Annotated in this window: 11 protein-coding genes; 8 read left to right on the forward strand and 3 right to left on the reverse strand. The window is 69.5% G+C overall.

Annotation, left to right across the window (positions count from 1 at the left end; genetic code table 11):
- Window positions 1-197 precede the first annotated feature (197 nt).
- The 8 genes from ACP59X_RS01515 to ACP59X_RS01550 all read left to right on the forward strand — a co-directional run bounded on the left by ACP59X_RS01515 (window position 198) and on the right by ACP59X_RS01550 (window position 13720).
- Window positions 198-3086: a hypothetical protein gene (locus tag ACP59X_RS01515; protein WP_428564044.1), complete on the forward strand. Its 2889-nt coding sequence runs from the start codon at window positions 198-200 to the stop codon at window positions 3084-3086.
- Complete coding sequence (locus ACP59X_RS01520; protein WP_428564047.1) at window positions 3079-5622, forward strand: DUF2079 domain-containing protein; 2544 nt, start codon at window positions 3079-3081, stop codon at window positions 5620-5622. The genes ACP59X_RS01515 and ACP59X_RS01520 overlap by 8 nt, the downstream gene beginning before the upstream one ends.
- A complete protein-coding gene (locus ACP59X_RS01525; RefSeq protein ID WP_428564050.1) occupies window positions 5606-8479 on the forward strand; it encodes a hypothetical protein in 2874 nt (957 codons plus the stop codon). Before ACP59X_RS01520 ends, ACP59X_RS01525 begins: the two co-directional genes overlap by 17 nt.
- A gap of 45 nt (window positions 8480-8524) precedes the next feature.
- Complete coding sequence (locus tag ACP59X_RS01530; protein WP_428564053.1) at window positions 8525-9784, forward strand: MATE family efflux transporter; 1260 nt, start codon at window positions 8525-8527, stop codon at window positions 9782-9784.
- On the forward strand, window positions 9774-10907 hold the full coding sequence (locus ACP59X_RS01535) for a DegT/DnrJ/EryC1/StrS family aminotransferase (RefSeq protein ID WP_428564056.1): 1134 nt from the start codon (window positions 9774-9776) through the stop codon (window positions 10905-10907). The genes ACP59X_RS01530 and ACP59X_RS01535 overlap by 11 nt, the downstream gene beginning before the upstream one ends.
- 76 nt (window positions 10908-10983) lie before the next feature.
- The gene (gene aroC, locus ACP59X_RS01540; protein WP_428564060.1) at window positions 10984-12039 is read left to right on the forward strand and encodes a chorismate synthase; all 1056 of its coding nucleotides are present in this window, start codon (window positions 10984-10986) and stop codon (window positions 12037-12039) included.
- 436 nt (window positions 12040-12475) lie between these two features.
- Window positions 12476-12709 (forward strand): hypothetical protein, encoded by a 234-nt coding sequence (locus ACP59X_RS01545; RefSeq protein ID WP_428569780.1) that lies wholly within the window; start codon window positions 12476-12478, stop codon window positions 12707-12709.
- A 9-nt stretch (window positions 12710-12718) separates the two neighbouring features.
- Window positions 12719-13720 carry a DUF6976 family protein gene (locus ACP59X_RS01550; protein ID WP_428564063.1) on the forward strand — a complete coding sequence of 334 codons (1002 nt, stop codon included), beginning with the start codon at window positions 12719-12721 and terminating at the stop codon, window positions 13718-13720.
- Window positions 13721-13917: 197 nt separating this feature from the next.
- Here the strand turns inward: ACP59X_RS01550 and ACP59X_RS01555 are convergent, their stop codons facing one another.
- The 3 genes from ACP59X_RS01555 to ACP59X_RS01565 form a co-directional block, all read right to left on the reverse strand.
- Complete coding sequence (locus tag ACP59X_RS01555) at window positions 13918-14382, reverse strand: CGGC domain-containing protein (RefSeq protein ID WP_428564066.1); 465 nt, start codon at window positions 14380-14382, stop codon at window positions 13918-13920.
- Window positions 14383-14464: 82 nt separating this feature from the next.
- A complete protein-coding gene (locus tag ACP59X_RS01560; protein ID WP_428564069.1) occupies window positions 14465-15064 on the reverse strand; it encodes a TetR/AcrR family transcriptional regulator in 600 nt (199 codons plus the stop codon).
- A gap of 355 nt (window positions 15065-15419) precedes the next feature.
- Complete coding sequence (locus ACP59X_RS01565) at window positions 15420-16031, reverse strand: MerR family transcriptional regulator (RefSeq protein WP_428564072.1); 612 nt, start codon at window positions 16029-16031, stop codon at window positions 15420-15422.
- Window positions 16032-16093 lie beyond the last annotated feature (62 nt).

The following is a 16093-nucleotide window of genomic DNA, read 5'->3' on the forward strand; positions in this document are numbered from 1 at the left end:
TTGGGTGTTTCGGATTGTTGCAACACCCGCATGCGGCAGTGCGTTTTAACGAGGCGCAAGTATTTTCCGGTGTTGTCCTTGAAACGGCAAAGGCCCTCTTCGAGGGCGCGACACGGGTGCCCAGCGGCCCTGGCCCGCAGGCATGCGGCAGGAGCGCGGTGCGGGGCGGGCCGGGTCGAGCGGGGCGCTGAGAACACATGATGGGACGGAAAACGGCAGCCCTGCTTGTGGCCATGGCCGCCTTGGCGGCCCTGGCCCTTCTCGCCTTTGCCGGGGTGCTGGCCCGGCCGGGCATGGTCGGCCATACCTGGGACTGGGGCGTGCCGGCCTTTGCCGAACAGTTCCGCGACATGGCCTGGCGCCACCTGTCCACCTGGGACGCCTATTTCGAGACCGGCCGCTACCACTATTTCAAGCTGGAACTCCTCTATTGGTGGCTGCTGTGGCCGTTTTCCACGGCCGGCGGCGAGGCCGTGTCCAAGGGGCTGCCCCTTGTGCTGACCTTCTGCGCCGGGGCCGCCCTGTGGCCCCTGGCCCGGCGCCAGGGCCTGCCGCCGCTTTTCGCCGGCCTGGCCGCCATCTTCTACGCCTTCTCGCCCTATGCCCTCTCCCGCATCGTGGCCGGGCACATGCCCATGCTGGCCGGCTACGCCCTGTTGCCCCTGGTCGTCCTGTCGGCCCAGGTCCTCGTGGAGCGGGTGGAATCCCGCCGTGGCGGCGTCTTCTATTTCACGGTGTTGACGGGCTTTCTCCTCGGCCTGACCTCGCTGCACCCCGGTGTGGGCATGAGCGCGGCGGCCATGCTGACCATCGCGTTTGCCTGGCGGCTGGTGGCCGCCCGGCGCAAGCGGGTCCTCGTCGCCGCCTTTTGCGGCCTGGGCCTGGTGGCCGTGGCCATGAACATCCACTTCATGGCCCCGTTCGTTGGCGACTACTTCGGCAAGGGCGCCATCCGCCACGGCTGGGGGCTGTCGGTTTCGGCCGAGGGCGACGTGACCGTGGACTCGGAACTGCCCCGGCGCGAGGCCTACCACGACTCCACCAGCCAGCCCATCGACGCCACGGCGCTGCTGCGCCTGCGCCCGGGCATGGACACGGAATACGTCTATCCCATCCCCGAGGGTTTGGGCATTCCCTGGCACCTGGCCGCCGTGCTCGTGGCCCTTGGCGTGTTCGCCTACGCCTTTCGCGCGCGCAAGGAGCCGGAGCTCACGGCCCTGTTCGTGACGGCCGTGGTCGGGGTGCTGCTGGTTTCCGGCTCGCGCACCCTGCCGGGCATGGCCTTCTACCAGCTCGGGCTCAAAAAGGCCCTGCCCATCCTTTTTGCCGCCTTTTCCAACACCACCCGTTGGCTGCCGCTGGTGGTGCTGCCCTATGCCATCCTGTTCGCCCGGGCCGCCGCCGACCTGGCCGCCGCCGGCCGGCCGAGGCTCGTTGCCGGGGCGAGCCTGGCCACGGTGCTGGTCTTCGTCTCGCCTTTTCTCGCCGGCGGCCTGAGCCGGCCCTTCGACCCGGACCGCGACATCCAGCCGCTGACGCTCAAAATCACGCCCATCGGCGCCGAGGACGGCGCGGTCTATGCCTACCTGCGCGCCCGGCGCGACCAGTTCCGCGTGGCCTACCTGCCGCCCATCGGCATCACCTGGCCCGGGGACACGGAATATACCTTCGAGTGGACCTCGGCCTATTCGCCCAAGCCCTTTTTCATGGCCTTTAAGACCCATCCCCTGGCCGAACCGATTTTCGCCGGGCTCTACGCCGAGCACCCGACCACGGCCGTGGCCCGGCTGGCCGCCCTGGCCTCCTGCCGGTTCCTGGTCTACCCGCACTACGGCCACGCCTACACCTACGACGATTTCCAGCCGGCCTACGCCGCCCCGGCCGTGGTGGACGGCTACAAGGACTACAAGCCCGTTTTCGACGCCAACCTGGCCATGCAGCGGGAACTGGTGAAAAAGCCGCTTTTTACCGGCGTCGACCTCTACGAGAACGAGGCCTTCCTGCCGCTGGTGCGCCCGGGCGACCGGGTGGCGGCCGTGGAGAACGTGGGCGCCGCCGGACTGGCCAATCCCGTGGTCGCCGCCCTGGCCGAGGAGGTGGCCCTGCCGGGCTACGACCCGGGCACGGTCTACCTGCGCGCCGGCCATGACGCCGTCTTCCTGGAGTTCCTGTCCGCCATCATGGGCGACGGGCCGAAAAAAAGCCGGCTGCTGGTGGATCGGGCCAGCGACCGCAAGCTGGCGGTGGAGCGCCCCGAGCGGCGCATCGACGCCCCGACCGTGGAATTTCGGCGCCTTGGCCCGACGCTCGTGCGCCTGCGCGTCCACGGGGCGGGGGCCGCTTTTCCGCTGGTGTTCCAGGAGACCTTCCACGCCGGCTGGAAGGCGCTCCTCGTGCCGCGTCGGGCCGGGGAACTGGCCGGCGATCCCGAGGGCCTGTCGCATCTGCTCGAACAATATGCCCCGGCGCCCATCCAGGCCGGCGACGCGGCCGATCCCGCGGCATTGGCCGGCCTGATCGCCCGGGGCACGGTCTCGACCCTGGGCGACGGCCGCCCCAAGGCCCATGGCGGCTTCGTCTACGGCCCGGGCGGGGCCGTGGTCGGGCGCACGGAAACCACCGAGGCCGTGGCCTACGTCTCGCGGCCGCGGGCCGGGGCGGTCCAAAACGACAACCTGCCCGGGGCGCGCCTGACCGAAAGCTTTTTCCCCGGGGCCATCGCCCCGAAGGACGCCGCCACTCTGGCCAGGCCGCTGGACCCGGCCGGCTGGCGCCCGGACGGGGCCGACGGCCAAAAGCCCGTGGCCTGGCCCGATGCCTTGCACCTGGAGGCCTACGGCTTCGCCAACGCCTGGTGGCTCGACCCGGCCTTGCTGGCGCTTTTGCCCGAGGCCGGCCCCGACCGGCCGGGCTATTTCGCCCGCCGGCCCGACGGCCGCCTGGACTACGAAGTGCTCCTTTCCTTTGCCCCCCAAACCTCGTACTGGATCGGCCTTGGAAGCAGCGCCGCCGTGTTCGCCGCCTGCCTGGCGGTCCTGTGCCTGGGGCCGCTTTTCGGAAATCGTCGGGAGAAACCCCATGCCTGACATCCACGCCCCCGTTTCCCTGCCAGTGGCCACCGGCAACCGGGGATTCGGCGGGGCGGTTTTCCTTGGGCTTTTCGCCGTGCTGGCCATCATGGCCAGCCTCAAATACCTGGCCCTGCACTCCACGGTCTTCGATCTGGGCGTGTTCTTGTCCAACCTCTATTCGCTGCACGCCTACGGCCAGTGGTGGCGGGCCTTCCTCGGCCATGCCCAGCCCCTTTTGGCCGTCTACGCCCAGGTCTACCGCCTGGTGCCCGACCAGGCCGCGCCGCTGGTGCTGCTGACGACCCAGGCCCTGGTTCTGGCCCTGCCGGCGGTGTGGGCCGGGCGACGCTACGGCCTGCTGGCGGCCATGAGCTACGCCCTGTATTTTCCGGTGTGGACCAACGGCCTGTTCGATTTCCACCTCGACCATCTGCTCATCCCGATCCTGTTCGCCTTTCTGGCCGCCGCCACTTCCGGCCGCATCCTGCTGGCCTTCGCCCTGGGGCTCCTGCCGGCCCTGGTCAAGGAACCCTACGCCCTGACCACGGTCTTTTGCGGCCTCTACCTGCTGCTTTTCGGCGGCGGCAAGCGGGCGGGCTGGGGGCTGGTGGCCATCGGTGCGCTCTATTTTTACGCCGCGACCACCTATATCGTGCCCTTTTGCACCGTCGACGGCGGCCTGGGCGCCCAAAGCGGCGCCTATGCCTGGCTCGGCGGGGGGCCGGGCGCGGCCCTGGTCACCATGGCCAGCCATCCGCTGACGGTGCTGGCCGAGATCTTCGGGGTCCCGGGCAAATGGAAGTACCTGGGCTTTGTATTCGGGGCGGTGCTTTTCTTTCCGTTTTTCCGGCCTAAGCTCCTGGTGCCGGCCTTGCCCGCCTTGGCCCTCTCCCTGCTGTCCACCCACCCGAGCTATTATGGCTGGGCCAACCACTACACGGCCGGCGCGGCCGGGGTGCTTTTTTTCGCCTACTGCGAGGTGCTCGGGCCGGTGCGCATCCTGGCTCGCCAGTCGGGGGTGGGGGCGCGGCTGTTCGGCCTGGCGCTTCTCGGCGCCCTGGGCCTGATCCACGTGGCCCTGGCCCCGTCGCCGGTCTCCCGGCTGTTCTGGGCCAGCGACAGCTTCGCCTTCTCCGTGGACGCCTACGAGCCCACGGCCCGGGACGCGGCCATCCTGGCCGAGATGCTCAAATCCGTGCCCCGCGACCCGGCCATGGCCGTGGTGTCGCAAAACACCCTCAACTGGGGCGCCCTGGCCGAGCGCCTGGACTACAACAGCTTTCCCCTGGGCGTGTTCGAGCCCCATCCGGTGCGCGACCTCACCACGGCCACCTGGGCCGATTTCTGGCGCTTCGTGCGCAGCGGCCGGATGCCCGACCTGCCGGTGCGCTCCTGGCAGGCCCAGTATGTGATCCTCGACCTCACCAGGCCCTGGTTCGTCCTGGACCAGGGCTGCGAATTCGTGTCCGGGGCCTGCCGTGACGAGGACGTGGCCCGGGAGTTCAACACCCTGGTCATCCGCGCCCGCCAGGACCTGGAAACGGTCTACGACCAGGGCGGCTTTCTCGTCCTGCGCCGGCCGCATCCCGTGGCGACGCCGCCGGCGGCCCCGGCCGCGCCGGCCGAGGGGGCGGCGGCCTCCCCGGCGGCTGCGCCCGAAAGCCCCGTTGCGCCGGGTACGCCGACAACGCCCGGCCTGCCGCCCGCGCCGACGCCGGGGAGCCCCGGCCAGCCCGGCGTGACGGCGCCGACGCCGGTCAGCCCTGGTCAACCAGGTGCGCCGTCGCCGACACCGACAGCTCCGGTGGCTGCCCCAGCCGCCTCGTCCGTCCCGGCCGGCCAGCCGTCTCGGCCCGTTCCCGGGACGCCCGGTGCCCAGCCAGCCGCGCCCGGGGCCGGGGAAATCGAAGTCGAAGTCCTGGACCGTTTTCCGTCCAATTATCCGGCCAAGAAAGCCAAGCCCGCGCCGGCCCCCGCCCCAGAGGGACAGCCCGCCCCGGCGGTCGAGGCCGCGCCCGCGCCCGAGGCCGGCCCGACCGAAGGCCAAGGCGCGCCGGCCCGGAAACGTTCGCGGCGACACGAACTTCCGGCCGTGGAAAGCCCGGCCGGGGTCGTCCCGGCCGCGCCCGAGGCCGGCACGCTGACCGCGCCCCAGGGCGAGGCCCCGGCCGTGCCCGAGGCGGCGCCGAAAAAGGAGCGTCGCTCCCGCCGTCGCGAGGCTCCGGCCGTTGCTCCGGGCGATACCGCCCCCGCCCCGGCGGTGGGTGCCGTACCCGGTACGGACAGCGGCGCCGTGTCCGTGCCCCCGGCCGACGGCCAGGCCGTACCCGAGGCCCCGGCCAAAAAGCCCCGCCGCTCCCGTGGCCAGGAGGCGCCCGTGGAGGGCGCTTTTGCGCCCGATGCCGGCGGCAACGGTGCCGTCCAGGGCGAGGGCGTCCCCCCGGCCGAGGCCGCGCCCAAACGCGAACGCCGGTCCCGCCGCCACAAGGAAGCCACGGTAATTCCCGCGCCCGCGCCGGCCGAGGGAGGCGAGCGTGCGCCGGCTCCCTAGGCTTTGCGCCCTGGCCGGGCTTTTGGGCTTGCTGTGTTGCGGGGGGCCGGCGGCGGCCCTGAACCTGGACCCCAGGCCCGAACGCGCCCCGGTGCGCCTGCCTGACGGGCTTTTCGCCGAAATAGGCCCGGTGGACGGCCTGTTGCGGGCCAGGCTTTTCACCAAAAAGGTCAAGTACTCCCGCGTCCTCGAAACAGCCCCCCTGGCCTGGGAAGCCGCCCCCGGCCCGCAGGCCGGCCTGGCCCTGACCACGCCCCGGGGCGGGCGCGGGATCGCCTTCGGCCGTTTCAACGAAGTGGCCTTTGACGTGCGCGACGCCGACCCCGGCAATCCGACCCTGGCCACGCTGACCGTGCGCACGCCGGGCGGCCGGGTGTTCGCCAGCGACCCTCTGGAGTGCGTGGAGCGCCTGGGCAGCGCCTACCTCGAAAGCATCGCCGGTAGGGACGCCGCCGTGCCCGTGGCCCGGGCGCCCTGGGCCGACAAGACGCCGCTCTATCTCGCCCGCCGGCTCCTCGACCTGCCCTTTGACGACACCTGGCGCGTCTCCGAGGACGGGCCGTCGACCTTCCTCCAGCGCCGGTTCGACCGCGACGCCCTGGACCTCGGCGCCGTGGACCTGGTGCTGCGCCGGCCGGCCCCGGTCCAGGTCAACCTGGTCGTGGCCCTGGACCCGTCGCGGCCCCGGGAGCGTACGGTCCTCGACTGGTACGCCCTGGCCAAGCGCACCTTCGAGCTGCCCGACGGCCGCACGGTGCTGCGTGTCTACGTCGGCCGCTACCTGCGGGCGCAATACCCGGGGCTTCGGGCGGCCAGGCTCAAGGAAATAAGCCTCATGTTTTTCCGCCAGGGAGCCGCCGAGGTGACCCGGGACAAGGTGGTGGAGCGGCTGGCCTTCATTCCTTCCGGCCTTGCGGCGTCGGTGCTTGCGGCCAATGGCCTGCCCGGGCGGCTGCCGACCCGGGTGCGCGAACCTTTCGCCGGCATGCGCCGGGTCTTCGTTAACGTGACCCCGGCCGCCGCGGCCCTGGGCCAGGCGCCCGGCGCCACGGCCACGGCCGACATGGCCCTTGCGCCCATGGCCCCGGGCCTGCCCGGCGGCGGCAGCCTGGAAAGCGCCGCCCTGGCCCTGGTCTCGCCGCGCCGCGACACGCCGGCCTTTCTGGCCGCCGCCGACGAACTGGCCACCAGCCTCGGCGCCGCCCCGGACATCGACCGGGCCGACGGCGGCCTGACCGTCACGTCCCTGTGGCGCCTCGGCCCGCCCTTCGAGGCCGTGTCCGGGCGCCGGGGCCTGGGCGGTGCCGGCGCGGATACGCCGGTCTTTTTGTCCGGGGACCAGGGGCTTTTTCAGGCGCAGGGTGGCGTGCGCCTCTACCGTGCCCCGTCGGGCCTGGTGGTCGAGGGCCGGGCGGCGCAACTGGCCATCCCCGTGACGGCCTTTACCCGCCCCGGGGACGGCGACCTGTATTTCCGCCTGGATATCGGCCCCTCGCCCGGCCTGTCCGCCGTGTTCCTGGACGTCGCCCCGGCCGGCGGCGGGGCGGTCAAGTCCTATGCCCTGCGCCCGGGGGCGCCGACCCCGTTGCCCGATGCGCCGGCCGCCGCAACCGGCGCGATGCTGCGCTTCGCCTTTACCGGCCGGGAGTTTTCCCTGCCGCTTAGTCGGGCCGAACTCGTGTCCGTGCCCCGGGGCAAGGCCCGGGAAGGCCTCTACGACGCCCGCCTGCCCTGGCCCGTGACCACGGCCGCTCGGGCCGCCGGCGGGGACGGCAAAACCCCGGCGTTTTCGCCGGTAACTCCCTTTGGCCGCCTTTCCTGGCTGACGACTGCCTTCGGCCTGGTGGGCGACCCCGTGGCCGTTTCGGTCAACGGCGGCGCGCCGGCCGTGCCCGACACCCGCTCGGGCCTCCTGGCCGGCCGGCTCGGGGAGGGCGGCGGGCAGGCCGTCCTGACGGTAACCGGTGTGGGCGGCCAGGCCCCGGGCAGCCTCGAACTGGCCGAGGCCGCCTTTTCGGGCCTGGCCGAGGCCAACTGGCGGGAGTTTTTCGCCGCCGCGCCCCTGGTGCGCCTGGACGGCCGCGACCATGCCCCGGGCCTGGTCGATGCGGCAACGGCCCGGCGCATCCACGAGGCCGACGATTGGCTGGGCCTCGGCGCGGCCCGCCTGGCCGCCAAGGGCGGTTCGGCCCGCTTTTTCGCCCATCCCTGGTATGGTGTGAGCGCCCTGTGCTTCGAGACACAAAGCGGTATCGACCTGGCCCGGTTCGCCGCCCCGGCGCGAAGCGGGCCAGGGGGCGGTGGCGCGGGCACCCTCGGCCGCGCCCTGGCCGCCCTGGCCGTGCTGGCTGCGGCCGTGGCCGGCCTGCGGCTGGCCGGTGGCCGATTGCGGGGCCTCGCCGTGCGTCCGGCCCGCTGGCTGGCCCGGGTCCCGCAGCCCGGGGAGGAGCGGGGCCGCCAGTTGTGGTGGGGCCTTGGCGCCTGCTGCGCCTTGGCGGCCGCGAGCTTCGTCCTGGCCGGTCCGACCGGCCGGCTGGCCCAGGGGCTTGCCGCCGTGTCCCTGGTTCCGGTATGGCGGGCCGTCGGGCCGGGCCTGGGCGTTCGGCTGGGGCGCCGGGTGGCAGCGCTTGGGCCGTGGCTGGCCGCCGATCCCGGCCGGCGCTACTTCCTGGGCTTTGCCCTGTCCCTGTTCCTGGCCGCCGGCTTGCGCGGCCTCGGCCTGGCCCGGTTGTCGGAATTTTGCGTCCAGGCGGGCCTCTATGCCTTCCTGGCCGGACTGTATCTGGAAGTCGTCCCGGTCCGGGACGCCGCCGGGGACTGCCCGCGCGCCAACACCCAGCCGGGCGATGCTCCCTGACGCCGGTCATTCGCCCGGTCGCGCCCCTTCGAAGGACGTCCACGCGTGAAACGCTTCCTCAAGCAAAACATCATCATCCTGATCCTGCTCAACTCCGGCAACCTGTTCAATTACCTCTTCCAACTGGTGGTGGGCCGGTCCATGAGCCCGGCCGATTTCGGCGGCTTCAACGCGCTCAACTCCACCATGGTCATCTTCGCCGCGCCGCTGGCCATCGTGCCCCTGGTCATGGCCCGGTTCACGGCCCGCTTCGCAATCAACGACATGGGCCTGGTGCGCACGCTGCTGTCCCGGGCCGGGCTCTACGCCACGGGCCTGGCCATCGTTGCCTACGGCCTGGGCGCGGCCTGCCTGCCGCTGTTGCGGTCCTTTTTGCACATCGATTCCGCCGCGCCCATTCTGCTGATGCTCGGCGTCATGGCCGGCTCCTTCGTGCTGCCCGTGCCCTGGGGCATGTTGCAGGGCTTGCAGCGCTTTACCGGTTACGGCCTGGCCGGGGCGTCCAACGCCTTTTTCCGGCTGCTCGGCGCGCTGGCCTTCGTCATGGCCCTGGGCTGGGGCGTCAACGGCGCGCTGCTGGCCAGCCTGGCCGGCATCGCCGCGGCCATCGGCGTCAACTGCTATTTCCTGCGCGACGTCTTCGCCCTGTCAAAAAGCCCGCTGCCAAAGGGGCTTCTCAAGGAGGTCGGCACCTACTCCGTGGGCATGCTCGTCTCCTCGGTCATCGTCATGATCCTCGGCAACCTCGACCTGGTGCTCGTGCGCCACTACTGTGACGCCGAGGGGGCGGGGCTCTACGCCACGGCGGCCATCCTCGGCCGCATCGCCTTCTACCTGCCCTCGGTGCTGATGAGCGTGCTTTTCACCGAGGCGGCCTCGGCCAAGGAATCGGGGCGCAACGACCTGGCGTCGCTGTGGACCTCCATGGGGCTCACGGCGCTTCTCGGCGGCGGGTTCGCGCTTTTTTGCCTGGTTGCCTCCTCCTTCGTGGTGAAGATCCTTTTTGGCGCCAGCTACACCGCCGCCGGGCCGCTTTTGGCCGTCATCAGCGCCGCCATGGCCTTGCTGGCCGTGGCCAACATCTTGTTCGTCTACTTCCAGGCCCGCTCGGAATTCGGCTTCGTCTGGTTCCAGGTGGCCGGGGTGGGGCTTTTCCTGGGGCTGGTCACGGTGTATCACGACACTCCCATGACCGTGGCCTGGCTGCTTTTTTCCGGCATCGCCGTCATGCTTCTGGGCTCACTCGGCTGGCTCGTCGTCCGGGTGCGGGCCCGCAAAACCAAGGAAGTCTCCCATGCAGGTTGAATTCTACCGCCACAGCTTGGAACAACAAGACCTCGACAACGTCTTGTCCGTCCTGCGCTCGGTCTTTCTGACCTCCGGGCCGGTCGGGGCCACGTTCGAGTCGAAATTCGCCGCCTACACCGGCCTGGCCCACGTGGTGGGCCTGTCGTCCTGTTCCGGGGCCATGCACCTGGCCCTTCTGGCCCTGGGCCTGGCCCCGGGCGACGAGGTCATCACCACGCCCATGACCTTCATCGCCACCTCCACGGTCATCATGCACTGCGGGGCGAAGCCCGTGTACGTCGACGTGGAGCCCAACACGGGGCTGCTCGACGCGTCCAGGGTCGCCGCCGCCGTCACGCCGCGCACCAAGGGCATCCTGCCGGTGCACCTCTACGGGGCCATGTGCGACATGAAGGCCCTGGCCGCCATCGCCGAGGCCCACAAGCTTTTCATCGTCGAGGACTGCGCCCACGCCATCGAGTGCTCGCGCGACGGCGTGCGGCCGGGCGAGCTGTCCCAGGCGGCCTGCTACAGCTTCTACGCCACGAAAAACCTGACCTGCGGCGAGGGCGGGGCCATCGCCTGCCACGACGGGGAACTGGCCAGGTTGTCGCGCCAGCTGGCCAACCACGGCATGAGCAAGAACGCCTCGGGCCGCTACCACGGCAAGTACGAGCACTGGGACATGGTGGCCGAGGGCTGGAAGTACAACCTCGACGACATCCGGGCGGCCCTGCTGGTGGACCAGCTCGACCGTTTAAACGGCTTGCACGCCCGCCGGCTGGAGATCGTGGCCCGCTACGACGCCGGTTTCGCCGGCGCGCCGGGCATCGTCCGGCCGCGCGTGCCGGGCGTGTCGGCCCACCACCTCTATACGCTCTGGGTCGATCCCGACCGCCGCGACGCCATCCTGCACGCGCTCAAGGCGCGCGGCGTGGGCGTGGCCGTCAACTACCGGGCCATCCACAACCTGACCTTTTTGCGCCAGGCCCTGGGCCACGCGCCCGAGGACTTCCCCGAGGCCGACCGCATCGGCCGTTCGACTATCACCCTGCCCCTGTACCCGAAACTCACGGACGCCCAGATCGACTACGTCATCGAGGCCGTGCGCGACGTGGCCAAGGAAGGCCGCGTCGGATAACGATGGGGGCTGTGAGGAACACCATCGCCCCGGGCCGTTTTGTGCGCCCGGTGAACTTGTCTTGGAGAGCCAACGCATGAGCGGCAACACCTTCGGCGTCCTGTTTCGGCTGACCACCTTCGGCGAGTCCCACGGGCCGGCCCTTGGCGGCGTGGTCGACGGCTGCCCGCCGGGGCTGGCGCTTGCCGAGGCCGACATCCAGCGCGACCTGGACCGCCGCCGCCCGGGCGCCGGGGGGCTGACCGGCACGGCCCGCAAGGAGCCCGATGCCGTGCGCCTCGTTTCCGGCGTCTTCGAGGGCCAGACCACCGGTACGCCCATCGGGTTCGTCATCGAGAACACCGACCAGCGCTCCCGGGACTACGAGGCGGCCAAGAACCTGCTGCGCCCCGGCCATGCCGACGGCACCTACCTGGCCAAGTACGGCCGGCGCGACTACCGGGGTGGCGGGCGGGCCTCGGCCCGGGAGACGGCGGCGAGGGTCGCCGGCGGGGCCGTGGCCGGGGTCCTGCTGTCCTCCCTGGGCATCGAGGTGAACGCCTACACCGTGGAATTCGGCGGCATCCCCTGCGCCGTGACCGACGCCCCCGGCGCGGCCACTCGGCCCTTTTGCGCCGCCGACCCGGACATCGTGGCGGCCTGGGAAGCCCGGGCCAAGGCGGCCATGGCCTCGGGCGACAGCCTGGGCGGCATCGTGGAGGTCGCGGCCACGGGCGTGCCGGCCGGCCTGGGTGAACCGGTCTTCGACAAGCTCGACGCCAGGCTCGCCTATGCGCTCATGGGCGTGGGTGCGGTCAAGGGCGTGGAGATCGGCAACGGCTTCGCCGCGGCCAGGCTGACCGGCTCGGCCAATAACGACCCCATCGTCGCCCCGGCCGCATCGAACAATGCCGGCGGCATCCTGGGCGGCATCGCCAACGGCCAGCCGGTGATAGCCCGGGCGGCGGTCAAGCCCATCCCCTCCATCGCCGTGCCGCAGCGGACCATGGACGTGCGCGGCAACCCGGCCGAAATCGTGGTGGGCGGCCGCCACGACCGCAGCGCCATCCCGCGCGTGGTGCCGGTGCTGCGGGCCATGGCCCTGCTGACGCTGGCCGACATGGTGCTGTTGCAGCGGCGTCTGGGCCGCTAGCCGGTCGCGTCCTGCCTGGGTGTTACGGGAAAACAAGATTCCTTTGGCTGGTGCTTTCCGGCCCTTGGTCACACTGTTTATTTTTGACCCGTGACGCCGATTTCTTGCCCCAATTCTCCACAATTGGAGTATCTTGCTTGAATTTTTGATTTTTTAGCAGTCCGGCGTGGCAAACGCCCCGGCGGAGCGTCCCATCGCGCGCGATTTTGTCTTGTATTTGTCGGTTGTTTCTCGTATCTTCCTAATAACTCGTGGGTTTCGCTGGCTTTTTTCCATGGTGCGATCCTTGCTGTTTGTCGGAAACATCTTCACGGTTTTTTTCCGTGATACGCCAAGCGACATCGCCAACCTTGGCCATCGGCGGGCTCGGCCGGAGGTGTGGCGAGAAATTTTCCGAAGAGCAAGATCGCGCTGCCGCATAACGAAGGAGGCGAATATGGATGTACCGAGCAAGAGCAATAAGGCATGGCAAGACATCGTCACCGGAAAAAAGACGTACCAGCTCAAGTTCCTTGCCGCCAAGATCCTGCTTGGCCGCCTGACACGGGCGGTCAAGGAAGATCCTTCTCCGGAAAATATCAGTGCCAGCGTAGACCAGCTCTATGCGATCTTCGCCAACAATGTGAATATGCCTAGTGTCCAGGACGATCTGAAAACTATCTTCGGCTAGGAGGTCGATATGCGACAGACCATTTCCAGCGTGGCGGACATCAAGCAGATGATCGAGGCGGGACGCAAGCTCCTCCTGGCCGGTGACGAAGAAGCCCTGCGTCAACTGCCCAAGGGGGACTGGCTCGGCGGCACCATCCCCTACTTCATTTCCGCCGAAAAGGGCGGCATGGTCAGCCGCGACATGATCTGCGCCACGGACATCACCGAAATCGTCGCCGCCATGGATATCGTCGCCTATACCGAGGCTAGCCTGGCTCGTGTCTACGCCGAAGGGCCCAAGCACGGCTTCAGCTTCATCATCATTCCGGCGGCCAGCAAGACCCACCTGTCGTTCGCGCTCAATGGGCCGAACTACAAGGATTTCGGTGTCCGTCCCCTCATCGGCTGGATCGCCGGCGTGCATTTGAGCGACCTGGGCAAGAAGACACCCAAGGTCATCAACGGCCGCACCGGCGAGGTCCTGGAAGAAGGCGCCTTGGTGCTCCAGGCCCAGCTGCCCGAAGGCAAGGTGGCCGAGATCGGCATCGTCAACCTCTTCGAGCAGGGCGACGGCGACATCCTCACCTTCGCCTCGGACGGCTTCGCCGCCAAGGACGTGATGGTCAACGGCGAGAAACGCAACTTCGCCGCCTACATCGTCAAGAACAAGCTCGACACCAAGCTGCCGCTCGTGGCCGACTACTACGGGGCCATGGTCAACATCAGCTTCCAGGACGTGGACGAGGTGGAAGGCCAGGTGAAGTTCTACGCCCCGGTCTTTACCGGCATCCGCTACAAGCACGCCCGGCCGGTGGCCGATTACGTCAAGACGTTCAACGACCGCCTCTGCAAGGAGTGCTCCATCGAGTCCACTCGCGTGGCCTTCTCCTGCAACTGCATCCTTAACTACTTGTATTCCGAGCTGGAAGGCAAGAAGACCGACCCCTTCACCGGGCCGGTGACCTTCGGCGAAATCGCCTACCAGTTGCTCAACCAGACCCTGGTCTACCTGGAGATCATGGACGTCTAGGGACGTCCTCCAAACGGCGGCCCGGGCGGTTCCTCGGCCGTCGGGGTCGTGGGAAGATACGTGCGGCCCGGGACCGCCACCGCCACCGGAAGGCGGACCGACGTTTCCGCGACGTCGGGGCGGTCCCGGGCATTCGCCAGTCCTCGAGGAGTGGGAGGCTGGGCGTCCGGGAGGGCAACCGGGCGCCTGGCCTCCCCTTACTTGGCCGCGTCGGCCTGGGCCATGGCCTGGCGCAGGTCGCGGCCTATTTCCGGAATGCTCTTGCGCGGGGCGACCATCCACTGACCGATTTCCTGCAACAGCGGTTCCTCGACCTGCGGCGGCGGGGCCGGATGGCTGCCGCGCACCAGCGTCAGCCCCGGAAAGGCCTCCCGTATCGTACGCTCGTATTTCCCCAAAAACGGGCAGCCCTTGACCATGCAATAGGCGAAGTGGATGGCTTCCACCCCCGAGGCCACCAGCGCCCCCACCCGGCGCAGGATCTTGTCGTGGGCATGGGACCCCGGGCAGCCGGCGCAATTGATCAACCCCACCACCCGCGCCCCGTCGGGATAGGCGGCGAACACGCCTTCGCCCGCAGCGGCGGCCTTGAGGCAGCCAAAGGCGCTGCAACCCACGTCTTGCGTCGTGTTGGAACAGGTCAGGATACCGATGTCGGTCATGTCTGCATCCTCGGTGTTTGTAGTAGACCGGTCGTCTACTAGTATGTGCGAAAAAAAGGCGCGCGAACGCGCCGAGCCCGCATTAAGGTGTCGGTGTTTCGCCGGACGTTGCGAGGAGGCGTTTGGCGTAGCGTGTAAACAGCGTCAAAGGGCCGGGGCCGCGTTCCACTTTCATGCGGATAAGCGCCCCCTGCCAGGCGCCGGCCAGAAACCGGGCCGCTTCCTCGGCCTCGAGGCCGGGGTCGAAATCGCCCTCGGCCTGGCCCTGGGCGATGATGGCGGCCATGATTCGGGTCAGGGGGGTGGGGCGGGCGGCCAAATGTTGCTGAAACGCCTCGGAAAGGTCACCCATCTCCTGGGCCAGTTTGCCGATGGGGCAGCCCAGGGTGTAGCCCCGGCCGGCGAAAAATTCCCGAAACCGCTCCACCAGCGCGTCCAGCCGTGCCTGGGCCGACAACCCCGGCAAGGCCAGGACCTCCTGGCCCATGGCGCCAAGGCCCTCTTCAAAATGGGCCAACACCGCCAGGCCAAAGGCTTCCTTGCTGGGAAAATAATGATAAAACGATCCCTTCGGCGCGTGGGCTGCGGCCAGCACCTCCGCCAGCCCCGTCCCCTGGAAGCCCTTGACGTGCATGATGGCGGCTCCGGCCCGGAGAATGCGCTCCCGCGCGGCGTTGTTCATGGCTGTCTAATAGACTGGTCGGTCTAGAGCGTCAAGGGGTTTTTCCGTGCCCGGTCCCGGCGGCAAGGGATAACGGGCTCGCCCCGTGCCCGGCATCGAGGGAAAAGGCCTGGCTTGTGCGGGCAACACCGTGAAACCAGGCCTCTGTTTGGTGCCATGCGGCTGGTTTTGCCTCGGGCGCGGCGCAGGTGCCGCGTCCAGAGCGGACAGGGACGATAGGCACGCATCCGGGCCTTGCGAGACAGGAACGCCGGCCGTGAGGACGACGGCCTGGAAGCGCAACGGGAATCCAAAGGTTGCGAGCCCTTTGGCCGCCGGAGGCTTTCCCAGCGACCCTCTTGCTCTGGTGACGGCGCTAGGAAGCCGGATCGGGACGGCGCAGGGCGTTGATCTTGTCCACGAGATAGTGCTCGAGCTCCCGCCGATCCTTGCGCAACCGCACCAGCTCCGTTTCCAGAAGCTGCATCTTCTCGGTCAAGGCCTCGTTTTCGGCCCGCACGGCGGTCAGTTCCCGGCGCAGGGCCTCGGCCGCCTCGTCGGGCAGGGCCGGCCGGGCAGGGGAAAGGTGCTGGTTCAGGTGGCTGACCAGGGACCGGGCGATTTCCGAGCCGATATGGGCGGCCATGACCAGGGCGGCCTCGCCGGTTGGGGCAGCCAGAAGCGCGGCATCGCCGGCGGCGGGAAGGGGCGGCGTGGGGTCGTTGAGCTGGCGGGGCCGGGGGGTGATGTTGATGGGGTGGTTGCGGGCCAGTTCGGCCCGCACGTCGGCCGCGGACAGGCCCTGGCCGAGCAGCCGGCCGATGCTGCGGAAAATGTCCACCGCCTCGGCCCGGAAGCGTTTGCCGCGTCCCACCCCGACACTCGGCAGCACGTCGTCGAAACGGTTTTTCCAATAATGCAGGGTAGATTCTGGAATATCAAGCAGTTTGGCCAAGGCGGCCACGGAATAGAGGCGTGTATCGGCCACGAATGGTCCCCCTCGGGCACTGGGCGGTCCGCCCCGCGCCGGCAGGCCGGAACCGGGGCCGT

The sequence above is a fragment of the Solidesulfovibrio sp. DCME genome, from assembly GCF_049995385.1.
In the GTDB taxonomy this organism is placed as follows: domain Bacteria; phylum Desulfobacterota; class Desulfovibrionia; order Desulfovibrionales; family Desulfovibrionaceae; genus Solidesulfovibrio.

Bases quoted from the DNA above. Each gene is read 5' to 3' on its own strand.
- ACP59X_RS01560 (WP_428564069.1), bottom strand. From the start codon at position 15,064: ATGAACAACGCCGCGCGGGAGCGCATTCTCCGGGCCGGAGCCGCCATC.
- aroC (WP_428564060.1), top strand. From the start codon at position 10,984: ATGAGCGGCAACACCTTCGGCGTCCTGTTTCGGCTGACCACCTTCGGC.
- ACP59X_RS01535 (WP_428564056.1), top strand. From the start codon at position 9,774: ATGCAGGTTGAATTCTACCGCCACAGCTTGGAACAACAAGACCTCGAC.
- ACP59X_RS01555 (WP_428564066.1), bottom strand. From the start codon at position 14,382: ATGACCGACATCGGTATCCTGACCTGTTCCAACACGACGCAAGACGTG.
- ACP59X_RS01550 (WP_428564063.1), top strand. From the start codon at position 12,719: ATGCGACAGACCATTTCCAGCGTGGCGGACATCAAGCAGATGATCGAG.
- ACP59X_RS01545 (WP_428569780.1), top strand. From the start codon at position 12,476: ATGGATGTACCGAGCAAGAGCAATAAGGCATGGCAAGACATCGTCACC.
- ACP59X_RS01520 (WP_428564047.1), top strand. From the start codon at position 3,079: ATGCCTGACATCCACGCCCCCGTTTCCCTGCCAGTGGCCACCGGCAAC.
- ACP59X_RS01515 (WP_428564044.1), top strand. From the start codon at position 198: ATGATGGGACGGAAAACGGCAGCCCTGCTTGTGGCCATGGCCGCCTTG.